The 14,639-nt window shown below is 64.2% G+C and carries 12 protein-coding genes; all 12 read left to right on the top strand.

From position 1 onward, the window contains the following. Positions 1 to 470: 470 nt before the first annotated feature. The 12 genes from M2397_RS30220 (at position 471) to M2397_RS30165 (ending at position 14,510) form a co-directional block, all read left to right on the top strand. Complete coding sequence (locus M2397_RS30220; protein WP_065924408.1) at positions 471 to 1,139, top strand: haloacid dehalogenase type II; 669 nt, start codon at positions 471 to 473, stop codon at positions 1,137 to 1,139. A 23-nt stretch (positions 1,140 to 1,162) separates the two neighbouring features. After that, the gene (locus tag M2397_RS30215; RefSeq protein ID WP_259245037.1) at positions 1,163 to 2,437 is read left to right on the top strand and encodes an FAD-binding oxidoreductase; all 1,275 of its coding nucleotides are present in this window, start codon (positions 1,163 to 1,165) and stop codon (positions 2,435 to 2,437) included. Positions 2,438 to 2,532: 95 nt separating this feature from the next. Continuing rightward, positions 2,533 to 4,170, top strand: a complete 1,638-nt coding sequence (locus M2397_RS30210; RefSeq protein ID WP_131698236.1) for an ABC transporter substrate-binding protein — start codon at positions 2,533 to 2,535, stop codon at positions 4,168 to 4,170. 13 nt (positions 4,171 to 4,183) lie between these two features. Next, entirely contained in the window at positions 4,184 to 5,140 is a 957-nt protein-coding gene (locus M2397_RS30205) for an ABC transporter permease (RefSeq protein ID WP_259245036.1), read from the top strand. After that, positions 5,137 to 6,012, top strand: a complete 876-nt coding sequence (locus tag M2397_RS30200) for an ABC transporter permease (RefSeq protein WP_131698235.1) — start codon at positions 5,137 to 5,139, stop codon at positions 6,010 to 6,012. The genes M2397_RS30205 and M2397_RS30200 overlap by 4 nt, the downstream gene beginning before the upstream one ends. A gap of 1 nt (position 6,013) precedes the next feature. After that, the gene (locus tag M2397_RS30195; protein WP_259245035.1) at positions 6,014 to 7,855 is read left to right on the top strand and encodes an ABC transporter ATP-binding protein; all 1,842 of its coding nucleotides are present in this window, start codon (positions 6,014 to 6,016) and stop codon (positions 7,853 to 7,855) included. Then, on the top strand, positions 7,852 to 8,160 hold the full coding sequence (locus M2397_RS30190; RefSeq protein ID WP_090406226.1) for a (2Fe-2S)-binding protein: 309 nt from the start codon (positions 7,852 to 7,854) through the stop codon (positions 8,158 to 8,160). The genes M2397_RS30195 and M2397_RS30190 overlap by 4 nt, the downstream gene beginning before the upstream one ends. Continuing rightward, positions 8,142 to 9,521: an NAD(P)/FAD-dependent oxidoreductase gene (locus tag M2397_RS30185; RefSeq protein ID WP_259245034.1), complete on the top strand. Its 1,380-nt coding sequence runs from the start codon at positions 8,142 to 8,144 to the stop codon at positions 9,519 to 9,521. Before M2397_RS30190 ends, M2397_RS30185 begins: the two co-directional genes overlap by 19 nt. Beyond that, positions 9,518 to 10,672, top strand: coding sequence for an FAD-binding oxidoreductase (locus tag M2397_RS30180; RefSeq protein WP_259245033.1), 1,155 nt, complete (start codon positions 9,518 to 9,520; stop codon positions 10,670 to 10,672). Before M2397_RS30185 ends, M2397_RS30180 begins: the two co-directional genes overlap by 4 nt. Further along, positions 10,669 to 11,826, top strand: coding sequence for an acetylornithine deacetylase (gene argE, locus M2397_RS30175; protein ID WP_167657069.1), 1,158 nt, complete (start codon positions 10,669 to 10,671; stop codon positions 11,824 to 11,826). Before M2397_RS30180 ends, argE begins: the two co-directional genes overlap by 4 nt. A 117-nt stretch (positions 11,827 to 11,943) precedes the next feature. Further along, complete coding sequence (locus M2397_RS30170; protein WP_131698230.1) at positions 11,944 to 13,404, top strand: NAD-dependent succinate-semialdehyde dehydrogenase; 1,461 nt, start codon at positions 11,944 to 11,946, stop codon at positions 13,402 to 13,404. Between the two features lie 20 nt (positions 13,405 to 13,424). Further along, positions 13,425 to 14,510, top strand: a complete 1,086-nt coding sequence (locus M2397_RS30165) for a tartrate dehydrogenase (protein WP_259245031.1) — start codon at positions 13,425 to 13,427, stop codon at positions 14,508 to 14,510. Positions 14,511 to 14,639 lie beyond the last annotated feature (129 nt).

The following is a 14,639-nucleotide window of genomic DNA, read 5'->3' as shown; positions in this document are numbered from 1 at the left end:
CGAGCCTAGGCGAGGTACCGAGTGGTGGGGCAAGAGCCCTTTGGTTACTTTGGGGCTTTTCCAAAGTGACCCGCCGTAAGGGCGGAACCCATAGCGGCCGTGACCGCAGCAACGGATATGTACGCGCTCAAAGCCAACGACATGGTCGGCCCGAAGGCCGCCACGGAACCAAGCTCCCTCCCACACTTCAACCCGCCACACTTTCTGCCGCCCCCACCCCCGTGCTTAAGCCTCTCCACCCCAAAAAGCCCCCTAAAAGCGCACAAACACTGGCCCTGCCCAAGCCTGGCGCGCACCGCAAAGTCTGCTGAGCCCGGCCACCAAAACGGTGGTTTGTATTGAGCGCAGGTCGTTTTAGACGGCATATGCTGATTTCACAGTGGTGTAATGAACCTGTGCTGCAACGAGGCCGACGCGCCGCCAGGGCAGCGAACGCTTGTCACACTCAACGAACTCCAGGACCGCACTCAATGAGCTTTCTTCGTCCCAAATTCATCACGTTCGACTGCTACGGTACGCTGACCAACTTCCATATGGGCACCATGACCCGCGAGCTGTTCGCCGATCGCATCAAGCCTGAACAAATGGACCAGTTCGTCAAAGACTTCTCGGCTTATCGCCTCGACCAGGTCATGGGCGACTGGCGCCCCTACGATGAAATCCTCAAGACCGCCCTGGCCCGTACCTGCAAACGCTGGGGTATCGACTATCGCGAGGAAGGCCAGCTGTATTACGACGCCGTGCCGACCTGGGGCCCTCATGCCGACGTGCCGGCCGGGCTGTCGAAAATTGCCGACAAGATTCCCCTGGTGATCTTCTCCAATGCCAGCGACAGTCAGATCATGTCCAACGTCGACAAGCTCGGCGCGCCGTTCCATAAGGTGTTCACCGCCGAGCAGGCCCAGGCCTACAAACCGCGCCTGGCCGCGTTTGAATTCATGCTCGACAACCTCGGCTGTGGCCCGGAAGACATCTTGCATGTGTCTTCCAGCTTCCGTTACGACCTGATGCCGGCGCATGACATGAAGATCAAAAACAAGGCCTTCGTCGCCCGTGGCCACGAAGTGCCGGGCAACGCGTTCTACGGTTACCAGCAGATCACCGATATCGGTGGGCTGCCGGCGCTGGTCGGTCTGTAAGCGCACACCTCTGAGGGTAAGACATGGGCAGTGAATCCTATTGGCTCGACACCGCACCGGCGTTTACCGGTGCCCAGCTGGGCGGCTTGCCCAAGCAGGTCGATGTGGCTGTGGTCGGCGGTGGGTTCACCGGCCTGGCGGCAGCGCGGGCGTTGGCGCTCAAGGGCGCCAGTGTGGTGGTGCTTGACGCCGGGCGGGTGATCGGTGAGGCCTCGGGGCGCAACGGTGGGCAGTGCAACACCGGTGTGGCGCAGGATTACGCCGGGTTGCACGCCAGCCTCGGTGCCGCCAAGGCGCGTGCCTATTACCAGGCCTATGAAAGTGCCGTGCAGACGGTGGTGTCACTGGTCGAGCAGGAAAGGATCACCTGCGATCTGGTGCGCAACGGCAAGCTCAAGCTGGCGGCCAAGCCGATGCACTACGAAGGCCTGGCCCGCACCTGCGAGCTGATCCGCCAGGAGGTGGATGCCGATGTCGAGTTGCTCAGCGCCGAGCAGACCCGCGCGGAAGTCAATTCGACGCAGTTTCATGGCGGCCTGCTGCAACGCAACGGCGTGCAGATGCATGTCGGCCGCTTCGGCGTCGGCTTGGCCGAAGCGGCGGCGCGGCGCGGCGCGATGATTTACGAGCACACCCAGGTCAAGGATTGGAAGGCCCAGGCCGGCGGCTACCAGGTCAACACCGCCAAGGGTTCATTGCACGCCGGGCAAGTCCTGCTGGCCACCGGTGCCTGCCAGCATGGCGACCTGGGTTGGTACCGCCGCAGGATTGTGCCGGTGGGCAGTTTTGTCATCGCTACCGAAGTCTTGCCCCAGACGCTGATCGACCAGTTGCTGCCGCAACATCGCGCCTACGTGACCAGCCGCATGATCGGCAACTACTTTCGCCTGACCCCGGACAACCGCCTGCTGTTTGGCGGGCGTGCTCGGTTTGCCATGTCCGACAGCGTCTCCGACGCCAAGAGCGGCAAGGTACTGCAAGCGGCGATGCTGAACATGTTCCCGCAGTTGGCGCACGTGAAGATCGACTACTGCTGGGGCGGCCTGGTGGACATGACGTCCGACCGCCTGCCCCGCGCCGGCCAGCATGGCGGCGTGTTCCACTCCATGGGCTACAGCGGCCATGGCGTGCAGATGTCGGTGCACATGGGCCAGGTGATGGCCGAGGTCATGGCCGGCAATACCGCGGCCAACCCTTGGCGCGAACTGGAATGGCCGGCGATCCCCGGGCATTTCGGCAAGCCGTGGTTCCTGCCGTTCGTGGGGGCTTACTACCGCTTCCAGGACTATTTGCACTGAGTTGCCGTTGTTGCGTCACCGTCGTTTGTGTTTCCAGGACGCTCCGGACATCCGTGAGCACTCGATTCTTCCGATTATCGACAGGTAGCCTTGCTATGACTGACAACAAAAACACCCCCGAACTCATCTCCGGCCAGGACAGCCTGCGGGTGTTCGAAAGTCTCAACCGTGGCATGTCGCGCCGCAACGCCCTGCAAATGCTGGGCGTGGCCGGTGTTGCCGCCGCCGGTGCCGGCAGCCTGTTCGGCGCCGCCGGCAAGCTGTTTGCCGACGAGGCCGCCGTGGCCGGCAAAGGCAAGCCAGGCGGCAAGATCCGCGTGGCCGGCATGTCCAGCTCCACCGCCGATACCCTCGACCCGGCAAAGGGCGCGCTGTCCACCGACTATGTGCGCCACTACATGTTCTACAACGGCCTGACCCGCTTCGATAAGCACCTGGTGCCGCAACTGGAACTGGCCGAGCGCATCGACAACACCGACGCCACCGTCTGGACCATTACCCTGCGCAAGGACGTGACCTTCCACAACGGCAAGGCCCTGACCGCCGCCGACGTGGTGTTCTCCCTGAACCGCCACAAAGACCCGCTGACCGGTTCCAAGGTCATGCCGTTGATGGAGCAGTTCGCCGAGATCAAGGCCAGCGGGCCGAACGAAGTGCAGATCCGCCTCAGCGCGGCCAACGCCGAGTTGCCGTCGATCCTCGCGGTGTCGCACCTGTTGATCGTCCCCGAGGGCACCAGCGACTTCAGTAAAGGCATCGGCACCGGGCCGTTCACCGTGGGCGAGTTCAAGCCAGGCGTGCGTTCGATTGCGGTGCGCAACAAAAACTACTGGAAACCGGGCCTGCCGTATCTCGACGAGATCGAGTTCATCGCGATTGCCGACGAGCCGTCGCGGGTCAATGCGCTGCTGTCGGGCGATGTGCACATGATCAACGAGGTCAACCCACGCTCCACCACGCGCATCAAGGCCAGCGCCAAGCACCGCGTCGTCGACGCGCCGTCGGGCAACTACACTGACTTGATCATTCGCCAAGACCAACTGCCCGGCAAAAGCCCGGAATTCACCCAGGCCATGAAACTGCTGCTCGACCGTGAACAGGTCAAGTCCGCGGTGTTCCGTGGCTTTGCGGTGGTGGGCAACGATCACCCGATTGCGCCGGGTTCGCGCTACTTCAACACCGACTTGCCGCAGACGGTCTACGACCCGGAAAAAGCCAAGTTCCTGCTGAAGAAAGCCGGCATGGAAAGCATCACCATGCCCGTGATGGCCTCGCCGGCCGCCACCGGTTCGGTGGACATCGCCGTGCTGTTGCAGCAATCGGCCAAACAGGCCGGGCTCAAGCTCGACGTGAACCGCCTGCCGAGCGACGGCTACTGGTCCAACCACTGGATGAAGCACCCGCTGAGCTTCGGCAACATCAACCCACGGCCGAATGCCGACGTAATGTTCTCGCAGTTCTTCCAGTCCAAGGCGCCGTGGAACGAGTCCGGCTGGCAGAACGAGCAGTTCGACCAGTTGCTGATGCTGGCCCGTGGCGAAACCGACGACGCCAAGCGCGCCAAGATGTATGGCGACATGCAGACCCTGGTGCACGACCACTGCGGCATCGGCGTGCCGGTGTTCATCAGCAATATCGACGGCGTTGACCAACGCATCAAAGGCTACGACAGCAACCCACTGGGCGGTTTCATGGGCTACATGTTTGCCGAGCAGGTGTGGTTGGACGCTTGAGGAGGGTCGTGGGATGAATAGCAATACACTGTGGTTGATCGGCCGGCGCTTCGGTGCCGGGGCCTTGACCTTGTTGATCGTGTCCATGGTCGTGTTCGCGATCACGGCGGTACTGCCGGGGGACGCGGCGCAACAATCCCTGGGCCAGTTCGCGACCCCTGAACAGGTGGCGGCCCTGCGCCTGAAACTGGGGTTGGACCAGCCCGGTGTGTTGCGTTACCTGCACTGGTTGATGAGCCTGCTCACTGGCGACATGGGCGTGTCGGTCTCCAACGCCATGCCGGTCGGTGAGCTGATGGCGGGCCGGGTGCCCAACACCCTGATGCTGGCCGGCGCCACGGCGCTGGTCTCGGTGCCGGTGGCGCTGGTACTCGGTATCGGCTCGGCGATGGGCCGGGGCGGGCGCATCGACAGCTGCCTGAGCTTCGTCACCCTGGCGATGGTCGCGGTGCCGGAATTTCTGGTGGCGACCCTGGCGGTGCTGATTTTCGCGGTCAACCTCGGTTGGTTGTCGGCCCTCTCGTATGCCAGCGACATCAGCTCACCGCTGCAATTTCTGCGCACCTATGCCTTGCCGGTGATGACGCTGTGCTGCGTGATCGTGGCGCAAATGGCGCGCATGACCCGCGCCGCCGTGATCGACCAGCTCGACAGCCCCTACGTGGAAATGGCTCGCCTCAAGGGCGTCAGCCCGATTCGCATCGTGCTGCGCCATGCCTTGCCCAATGCGATCGGGCCGATTGCCAACGCCATCGCCCTGAGCCTGTCGTACCTGTTGGGCGGGGTGGTGATCGTCGAAACCATCTTCAACTACCCCGGCATTGCCAGCTTGATGGTCGATGCCGTGACCAACCGCGACATGGCGCTGGTGCAGGCGTGCACCATGTTGTTTTGCGCGGCCTACCTGGGCCTGGTGCTGCTCGCCGACCTGTGCGCGATCCTGTCCAGTCCGAGGCTGAGAAACCAATGAACAACCTCATTGCGAAATCCAAGCCTGTTTCCTCCGCCCTGGCACTCGCTAAGGTGTCCAGCGGCCCGTCGTGGCTGGGGCTGCTGGGCGGCGTAGTGTGCGTCGCCTGGCTGCTGGTGGCGCTGCTCGGCCCGTGGCTGGCGCCTCACCCGGTGGGGGAGGTGGTGTCCGATAACATCTTCGAAGGCTTCAGCCTCGCGCATCCATTCGGCACCGATTACCTGGGCCGCGACATGCTCAGCCGGGTGCTGGTGGGCGCGCGGTTCACCGTCGGGCTGGCGCTGGTGGCGGCGTTACTGGCCAGCATCTTCGGCACCGGGTGTGCGCTGTTGTCGGTGGTCTCGCCCAAGTGGCTGGACGAGATCATCAGCCGCATCATGGACGCCTTTATTTCGATCCCGAGCAAAATGCTTGCGCTGATCATGGTCTCGGCCTTTGGCTCATCGGTGACGTTGCTGATCTGTACGGCCGTGATCAGCTATATCCCCGGCTCCTTCCGCGTCGCCCGCAGCATGGCGGTCAATATCGAAGCCCTGGAGTACGTGCAGGTCGCGCGTACCCGTGGCGAGCGCCGGTTGTACGTGGCGTGCATGGAGATCCTGCCGAACATGCTCAACCCGGTCCTGACCGACCTGGGCCTGCGTTTCGGCTACATCGTGCTGTTGCTCAGCGGCATGAGTTTTCTTGGCCTGGGCGTGCAACCGCCGGATGCCGACCTCGGCTCGCTGGTGCGGGAAAACATCGGCGGCCTTAACCAGGGCGCGCTGGCCATCATCATTCCGGCGCTGGCCATCGGCACGCTGACCATCGGCGTGAATCTGCTGATCGACTATCTGTCGTCGCGACGTAGTCGACGCACGGGAGGCCATTGAAATGACTGAATTGATTCGCGTCGAAGACCTGCGCGTGGTCGCCTGTGGCGAGCGCGGCGAGGTGGAAATCGTCAAGGGCGTGAGCTTTGCCCTGAAAAAAGGTGAAGTGCTGGCGTTGATCGGTGAGTCCGGCTCAGGCAAGACCACCATCGCCCTGGCCTTGCTGGGGTATGCACGGCGTGGCTGTCGTTTGTCCGGCGGGGTGGTGCAGGTCGGCGAGCAGGACATGCTTGCCCTGAGCGAACACCAACTGCAAGGCCTGCGCGGCAACCGCGTGTCCTATATCGCGCAAAGCGCCGCTGCAGCGTTCAACCCGGCCAAAAGACTCATTGACCAGGTGATAGAGGGCGCGTTGATCCATGGCCTGGGCACTCGGGCCGAGCTGCACGCCAAGGCCATCGGACTGTTCCGCGACCTGGCGTTGCCGGGCCCGGAGCGCATCGGCCAGCGCTACCCGCACCAGGTCTCCGGCGGGCAACTGCAACGGGTGATGGCGGCGATGGCGCTGATCAGCGACCCGCTGCTGGTGGTGCTCGACGAGCCGACCACCGCACTGGATGTGACCACCCAGATCGACGTGCTGCGCGCCTTCAAACGCGTGGTGCGCGAGCGCGGGGCCACGGCGGTTTACGTGTCCCACGACCTGGCGGTGGTGGCGCAAATGGCCGACCAGATCGTGGTGCTCAACGGTGGCCAGATCCTCGAGCAAAGCGCCACCGCACCGCTGCTCAACGCTCCGACCCACGCCTACACCCGCAGCCTGCTGGCCGCCGCACGGCCCGACACCACCATTCGCCCGCCCTGCGGCGTCGCCGGGGAGGTACCGCTGCTGACCATCACCGGCCTCACCGCTGGCTACGGCAACAAGAACCTGCACGGCATGCCGTCGATTCGGGTGCTTGAAGACATCGACCTCACCGTGCGCCGTGGCCAGGCCATCGGCGTGATCGGCGAGTCGGGCTCGGGTAAGTCCACCCTGGCCCGGGTGGTGGCGGGGTTGTTGACCCCGGCCCTCGGTGGCCTGGCCTTCGACGGGCAACCCTTGGGCGGCAGCCTCGCCGAGCGCACCCCGGAGCAATTCCGCCGGATCCAGATGGTGTTCCAGAACGCCGACACCGCGCTCAACCCCATGCACAGCGTGGCGGCCATCATCGGTCGGCCGTTGAAAATGTATTTCGGCCTCAAAGGCGCGGCGCTGCAAACCCGCATCGGCGAACTGCTCGACCTGGTGCGCCTGCCCCGCGACCTCGCCGAACGGCGCCCGAATGAGTTGTCTGGCGGGCAAAAGCAGCGGGTCAACCTGGCCCGCGCGCTGGCGGCCAAACCCGACCTGATCCTCTGCGACGAAGTGACCTCGGCCCTCGACACCGTGGTGGGCGCGGCGATCCTCGAACTGCTGCGCGACCTGCGCCAGCAACTGGGGGTGTCGTACCTGTTTATCAGCCACGACATCTCCACCGTGCGTGCGCTGTGCGATGACATTGTGGTGATGTACAGCGGCCGCAAGGTCCAGGCCGGCAGCCGCGAGTCGTTTGCCGAGCCGCCGTTCCACCCCTACACCGACCTGTTGATTCACTCGGTGCCCGAGTTGCGCCAGGGCTGGCTGGAAAGCTGCGGCACCACGTCCGAGGCGCTGCCAGCGATTGGCGAGCGGGCCAACGTGCCGGAACTGTGCACCTTCCTCAATCGCTGCCCGGTGCGCGTCGACGGCCTGTGCAACCGCACCGCGCCGAGCCGCCGCAGCCTGGACAACGGTGGTGAAATCCTTTGCCACCACGACAGCGCCCACTTGCTGAATACCCAGCAGGGCGTGACCACCATGACCTTGGGAGCCTATGCATGAACGGGCGTTTTGTGAGGTTGGCCGAACAGGGCCGGCCGACGGTCAGCCTGACCGTGGATGGCGCCGCCGTCGAAGCCCTGCAGGGCGACACCTTGATGGTCGCGCTGCTGACCCAGGGCAATGCACTGCGCCAATCGGAATTCGACAGCGGCCGCCGTGCCGGTTTCTGCCTGATGGGCGCGTGCCAGGATTGCTGGGTGTGGACCCGCAGCGGCGAACGCCTGCGCGCCTGCTCCAATGAAGTCCGTGACGGGCTGGACATCGTTACCACACAACCGGAGGCGACATGGCCACTGCACGGGTAGTTATTGTGGGCGCCGGACCGGCCGGGGTGCGCTGCGCCGAAACCCTGCTGGCGGCCGGGATCAAACCGATCCTGATCGATGAGAACCGCCGCGACGGGGGCCAGATCTACCGGCGTCAGCCAGAAGGCTTCACCCGCAACTACGCGACCCTCTACGGCAGCGAAGCCGGCAAGGCCCAGGCCCTGCACCAGAGTTTCGACCGCCTGCGCGACGCCATCGACTACCGCCCCGACACCCTGGTGTGGAACCTCACGCCAGGGCAGCTGTGCTGCGTGAGCCAGGGCCGCCACACCACGGTGGATTACGACGCACTGATCCTCTGCACCGGCGCCACCGACCGCCTGATGCCCATCGAGGGCTGGCAACTGGCGGGCACCTACAGCCTGGGCGGGGCGCAGATCGCCTTGAAAAACCAGGCCGTGTCCATCGGCCATCGCGTGGTGTTCATGGGCAGCGGGCCGTTGCTGTACCTGGTCGCCAGCCAATACGTGAAGGCCGGCGCCGAAGTGGCGGCGGTGCTCGACACCTCAGCCTTGAGCCTGCGTCTGAAAGCCTTGCCCAAACTGCTGGCGCGGCCTGGCGTGCTGTTCACGGGGATCAAGCTATTGGCGCAACTGTACCGCGCCAAGGTGGCGGTGCACCTGGGGGTTAAGCCGCTGCAAGTGATGGGCGACGCGGCCAATGGCGTGAGCGGTGTGCGTTTCACCACCGGCAACGGGCAGACTGTCACGGTGCAGGCCGATGCCGTTGCGCTGGGTTACCACCTGCGCCCGGAAACCCAGCTGGGTGACCTGGCCGGTTGTCGCATGGCGTTCGATGCCGCATCGAGCCAATGGTGGCTGGCCACGGATGACGCCGGACGCACCTCGGTGAAGGGCGTGTACGCGGCCGGTGACGGAGCGAAAATTCGCGGCGCCGATGCCGCCGAGCACGCCGGGCGCCTGGTGGCGCTGGCGCTGCTGGAAGACTTGCAACACCCGGTCGACGCCGGCCTGCGGGATGAACAACAGCAGGCCCTGGCGGTGATGGATCAATTCCGCCTGGGCCTGGCCCAGGCGTTCCCCTGGCCGAGCGAACAGGCCAAGGCGTTGCCGGACAGCGCCATCGTGTGCCGCTGCGAGATGATCAGCGCTGGCGAGCTGCGCCGCACGGTGAAAGAGAAGGGCGCCTGCGAAGTCAACCGCGCCAAGGCGTTCAGCCGCGTGGGCATGGGCCGTTGCCAGGGGCGTTACTGCTCCCAGGCCGGGGCCGAAGTGATCGCCGCCGCTGCCGGCGTGCCGGTGCAGGAGGTCGGGCGCCAACGCGGCCAGGCGCCGGTCAAACCGTTATCGATGTTGATCACCGAGGAGGTCTCGTCATGAGCGTGCAAAAAGCCGATGTGGTGATTGTCGGCGGGGGTGTGATGGGCTCGGCGACCGCGTTTTTTCTGCGTAGTCGTGGGCAGTCGGTGATCCTGCTGGAGCGCGACCAGATCGGTCAGTACGCCAGTGGTGTGAACTTCGGCAATGTGCGCCGGCAAGGGCGCTTCCTCGGCCAGTTGGCCCTGGCCAACCGCTCGTGGGCGCTGTGGAAGCGCCTGCCGGAACTGATCGACGACGACCTGGAATTCATCCCCAGCGGGCATATGCGTGTGTGTTACCGCGAAGATGAAATCGCCGAGCTTGAGGCCTACGCGGCCGCACCGGAAGCGGAACAACTGGACCTGAAGATTTATCGTGGCGCCGAACTGCATCAACGCTTCGGCTTCCTTGGCCCGGACGTCAAGGGCGGCTCCTACGCGCCCCACGATGGCCATGCCAACCCGCGCCTGGCCGCGCCGGCGTTTGCCCGTGCCGCTCGGCGCCTGGGCGCGCAGATCGAAGAACGCACCGAAGTGGCCGAGGTGCAGAAAGTCGGCGCCGACTTCCAGGTCACTACCACCGACGGCCGCCAGTTCCACGCCGCGCAACTGTTGATCACCGCCGGCGCCTGGGGCCAGAAGCTCTCGGCGCAGTTCGGCGAACCGGTACCGCTGGACACCCACGGCCCGCAAATGGCCGTGACCGAGCCGGTGCCTTATGCCTTGCCCACCGTGATCGGCGTGTACACCAAGGTGCCCGAAGAGGTGATCTACTTCCGCCAGATTCCCCGTGGCAATATCGTCATCGGCGGCGGCTACCGCAGCAAGCCGGATATGCTCAACCGCCGCGCCTACGTGGAACCGCGCAGCATCCTCAACCAGGTCAGCCAGATGCGCCGCCTGCTGCCGGGCGTCGGCAACCTGAACATCATCCGCGTGTGGAGCGGCATCGAAGGCTACCTGCCGGACTCGTTGCCGGTGATGGGCCCCAGCGGTACCGTCGACGGGCTGTTCTATGCCTTCGGGTTTTGCGGCCACGGTTTCCAGCTTGGCCCGGGCGTCGGCGATGTGATGGCCGAACTGCTTGCCACTGGCAGCACCAGTACCCCGATCGAGCCATTCTCCATCACCCGGTTCGCCCTACCTGCCGAGCAACGGAGCCAGGCCTCATGAAACCCCGCGTATTGGAGATTCTGAAACAACTGATGGCCTTCGACACCGTGTCATCGGAGTCGAACATGGCCTTGATTGAATATGTGCGCGACCTGCTGCTGACCAAGGGCATCGAGTCACTGATCGTCAAGGACCCAAGCGGCAAGAAAGCCAACCTGTTCGCCAGCACCGGGCCCAAGGAACAGCCGGGCGTGCTGCTGTCCGGACACACCGACGTGGTGCCGGCGGCGGGGCAGGCCTGGACCTTTCCCGCCTTCGCCGCCACCGTGCAGGACGGGCGCATTTATGGGCGTGGCAGCTGCGACATGAAGGGCTTTATCGCCCTGGCCATCGACGCCATGCTGGACGCCGCCGACCACAGCTTGAACCGCCCGCTGCAACTGGCCCTGTCCCATGACGAAGAGATCGGCTGCGTCGGCGTGCGGCGTTTGCTCGACGTGCTGCACCTGGCGCCGGTGCGGCCGTTTCTGTGTGTGATCGGTGAGCCGACCAACATGCAGTTTGTACTCGGCCATAAGGGCAAGGGGTCCTACCGCACGTACTGCCGAGGCCTGGAGGCGCATTCATCCCTGGCGCCGCGCTCGGTCAACGCCATCCACGTGGCCTGTGACTTTATCGCCGCCCTGCGTGACAGCCAGCAACAGTTGCAGCGCCATGGTGCCCAGGACAACGACTATGACGTGCCCTACAGCACCGTGCATGTCGGCCAGATTATCGGCGGCAAGGCGCTGAATATCGTGCCCAACCTGTGCACCCTGGATTTTGAAGTGCGCAACCTGCCGGCCGACGATCTGGACGCGTTTCTGGAGCAGATGCGCGAGCGCGCCGAGGTGATCGTGCGGGAGGCACAGAAGCTGTCCAGCGTGGCGGCCATCGAGATCGAAACGATCAACGTCTATCCCGGCCTCGACACCCATCCCAGCGTCGAGGCGGTGCGCTTTCTCAAGCAATTCGCCGCGCCGGGCACCGGCACGTCCAAGGTCTCGTTCGGCACCGAAGGCGGCCTGTTCAAGCAGCGCCTGGACGTGCCAGTAGTGGTGTGCGGGCCGGGTTCCATCGAGCAGGCGCACAAGCCCGACGAGTTTATCGAGATCAGCCAGATGGACGCCGGCGAGCGCTTTTTGCAAGGCTTGCTCGGTTCGCTGACGGCCTAGCAGAGCCTGCCGTCCTGAGGTGAATTTCAGCACGGCACGCTGCTTTAACCGCGCTTTCGGCATCCTCGTTTGCGGCACCTCCCTAGACTGGAGCGTGTCTCGGATCAGGACTCGACCATGCTCAAGAATCGCTTGCAAGACCCCAGCCTGCTGGCTGAACTCGCCTACGTAGATGGCCAGTGGATCGCTGCCGACAGCGGCGCCACCCTGGACATCCGCGACCCCGCCACCGGCCACTTGATTGCCCAGGTGCCGGCCATGGACGCGGTGGACACCCGCCGCGCCATCGAAGCCGCCGAGCGTGCCTGGCCCGCCTGGCGCGCCCGCCCGGCCGCCGAACGCGCGGCGCTGCTGGAGCGCTGGTATCAGGCGATGATCGACAACCTCGATGACCTGGCGCTGATCATGACCTGCGAACAGGGCAAGCCGCTGAACGAAGCCCGTGGCGAAGTGCGCTACGGTGCCGGTTTCGTCAAATGGTTCGCCGAGGAAGCGCGCCGGGTCTACGGCGAAACCATGCCCGCACCCAGTGGCGATCGCCGTTTGCTGACCCTCAAGCAACCGGTGGGCGTATGTGCCGCCATCACCCCGTGGAATTTCCCCAACGCGATGATCACGCGCAAATGCGCACCGGCGCTGGCCGCCGGTTGCCCGATCATCGTCAAACCCTCGGACCTCACGCCGCTGTCGGCCCTGGCCCTGGCGGTGCTGGCCGAGCGCGTCGGCATTCCGGCCGGGGTGTTCAATGTGATCACCGGCTTGCCCGCCGGCATTGGCGAAGAGCTGACCGGCAACCCGGCGGTGCGCAAGATTTCCTTTACCGGCTCCACCGCCGTCGGCCGCCTGTTGATGCGCCAGAGCGCCGAGCACATCAAACGCTTGAGTTTGGAACTGGGCGGCAATGCGCCGTTTATCGTGTTCGATGACGCCGACCTTGAACAGGCGGTGGCCGGGGTGATGCTCAGCAAATTTCGCAACGCCGGGCAAACCTGCGTGTGCGCCAACCGCATCCTGGTGCAGGACGGTATCTACGCGCGTTTCGCGGCGCGGCTGGTGGAAGAGGTGGGCAAGCTCAAGGTCGGCAACGGTCTGGAAGACGGCGTGACCATCGGCCCGCTGATCAACCCCGCAGCGGTGAACAAAGTCGCGCGGCATATCGACGACGCCCTGAGCCAGGGCGCCCAGTTGCTGTGCGGCGCCGTCCCCAGCGGCGACAGCCAGTTCGTGCAGCCCACGGTACTCGGCGACACCCACGCCGGGATGTTGCTGGCCAATGAAGAAACCTTCGGCCCGGTGGCACCGCTGATGCGCTTTACCGACGAAGCCCAGGCCCTCGCCTTGGCCAACGCCACCCCGTACGGCCTGGGCGCCTACTATTTCACCCAGGACCTGCAGCGCTCGTGGCGCTTTGGTGAGGCCCTGGAGTTCGGCATGGTCGGGCTCAACACCGGGATCATCTCGATGGAGGTCGCGCCGTTCGGCGGCATCAAGCAATCGGGCCTGGGACGCGAGGGCAGCAAGTACGGCCTGGACGAATACCTTGAAGTCAAAGCCTTCCATATCGGCGGTTTGAACTGAATTTTTGCGAGGCACGCACCATGAGCAAGGCATTCAGAATCGCCGCGATAGCCGGCGATGGTATCGGCAAGGAAGTGCTGCCCGAAGGGCTGCGGGTACTGGAACAGGCCGCCAGGATCTGGGACCTGAACCTGAGCATCGAAGTGCTCGACTGGGCTCACTGTGATTACTACCTGGAACACGGGCATATGATGCCCGAGGACTGGTTCGAGCAGCTCAAGGGCTTTGACGCGATCTACTTCGGCGCCGTGGGATGGCCGGACAAAGTCCCGGACCATATCTCCCTGTGGGGCTCGCTGCTCAAGTTTCGCCGCGACTTCGACCAGTACGTGAACATCCGCCCGGTGCGGCTGTTTCCCGGCGTGCCGTGCCCACTGGCTGGGCGCAAGCCGGGGGACATCGACTTTGTGGTGATTCGCGAAAACACCGAGGGCGAATACTCCTCGGTGGGCGGCAAGATGTTCGAAGGTACTGAGCATGAGTTTGTACTGCAGGAGTCGGTGTTCACTCGACGTGGGGTTGATCGCATTCTCAAGTTTGCCTTCGACCTGGCCCAGACTCGTCCGCGTAAGAAGCTGACGGCGGCGACCAAGTCCAATGGGATTTCCATCAGCATGCCTTACTGGGATGAGCGCACGGCATTGATGGCGGCGAACTATCCCGAGGTAACGTGGGACAAGCAGCACATCGATATTTTGTGCGCGCGGTTTGTGTTGCAGCCTGATCGGTTTGATGTGGTGGTGGCGTCGAATCTGTTTGGCGACATTCTGTCGGACCTGGGGCCGGCGTGTGCGGGGACCATTGGTATAGCACCGTCGGCGAACCTGGATCCGGAGCGGCGGTTTCCGTCGTTGTTCGAGCCGGTGCATGGGTCGGCGCCGGATATCTACGGGCAGAACATTGCCAATCCGATTGCGATGATCTGGTCGGGGGCGTTGATGTTGGACTTTTTAGGCAATGGGGATGGGCGGTATCGGGCGGCGCATGACGGGATATTGCGGGCGATTGAGGCGGTGATTGCAGAAGGGGTGGTCACGCCGGATTTGGGGGGCAGGGGATCGACTCAGGATGTGGGGATTGCGATAGCTGGGCGGCTTTTTGATTGAGTACATATCCGTTGCTGCGGCAACGGCTGCCTATGGTTCCGCTCTTACAGCGGGTCACTTTTGGAGGGACCCAAAAGTAACCAAAAGGTCCTCGCCGGTATGACTCACCCACATGGGTTACAAATCAGT

The sequence above is a fragment of the Pseudomonas sp. BIGb0381 genome, from assembly GCF_024809815.1.
Taxonomy (GTDB): domain Bacteria; phylum Pseudomonadota; class Gammaproteobacteria; order Pseudomonadales; family Pseudomonadaceae; genus Aquipseudomonas.
Note: the sequence above shows the minus strand (reverse complement) of the source record. Positions and strands in the feature narration are given on the sequence as shown.

What these genes read in the sequence shown, in the direction of transcription:
- M2397_RS30215 (WP_259245037.1), top strand. Translation starts at nt 1,163, where the DNA reads ATGGGCAGTGAATCCTATTGGCTCGACACCGCACCGGCGTTTACCGGT.
- M2397_RS30180 (WP_259245033.1), top strand. Translation starts at nt 9,518, where the DNA reads ATGAGCGTGCAAAAAGCCGATGTGGTGATTGTCGGCGGGGGTGTGATG.
- argE (WP_167657069.1), top strand. Translation starts at nt 10,669, where the DNA reads ATGAAACCCCGCGTATTGGAGATTCTGAAACAACTGATGGCCTTCGAC.
- M2397_RS30200 (WP_131698235.1), top strand. Translation starts at nt 5,137, where the DNA reads ATGAACAACCTCATTGCGAAATCCAAGCCTGTTTCCTCCGCCCTGGCA.
- M2397_RS30165 (WP_259245031.1), top strand. Translation starts at nt 13,425, where the DNA reads ATGAGCAAGGCATTCAGAATCGCCGCGATAGCCGGCGATGGTATCGGC.
- M2397_RS30205 (WP_259245036.1), top strand. Translation starts at nt 4,184, where the DNA reads ATGAATAGCAATACACTGTGGTTGATCGGCCGGCGCTTCGGTGCCGGG.
- M2397_RS30195 (WP_259245035.1), top strand. Translation starts at nt 6,014, where the DNA reads ATGACTGAATTGATTCGCGTCGAAGACCTGCGCGTGGTCGCCTGTGGC.
- M2397_RS30210 (WP_131698236.1), top strand. Translation starts at nt 2,533, where the DNA reads ATGACTGACAACAAAAACACCCCCGAACTCATCTCCGGCCAGGACAGC.
- M2397_RS30185 (WP_259245034.1), top strand. Translation starts at nt 8,142, where the DNA reads ATGGCCACTGCACGGGTAGTTATTGTGGGCGCCGGACCGGCCGGGGTG.
- M2397_RS30170 (WP_131698230.1), top strand. Translation starts at nt 11,944, where the DNA reads ATGCTCAAGAATCGCTTGCAAGACCCCAGCCTGCTGGCTGAACTCGCC.
- M2397_RS30190 (WP_090406226.1), top strand. Translation starts at nt 7,852, where the DNA reads ATGAACGGGCGTTTTGTGAGGTTGGCCGAACAGGGCCGGCCGACGGTC.
- M2397_RS30220 (WP_065924408.1), top strand. Translation starts at nt 471, where the DNA reads ATGAGCTTTCTTCGTCCCAAATTCATCACGTTCGACTGCTACGGTACG.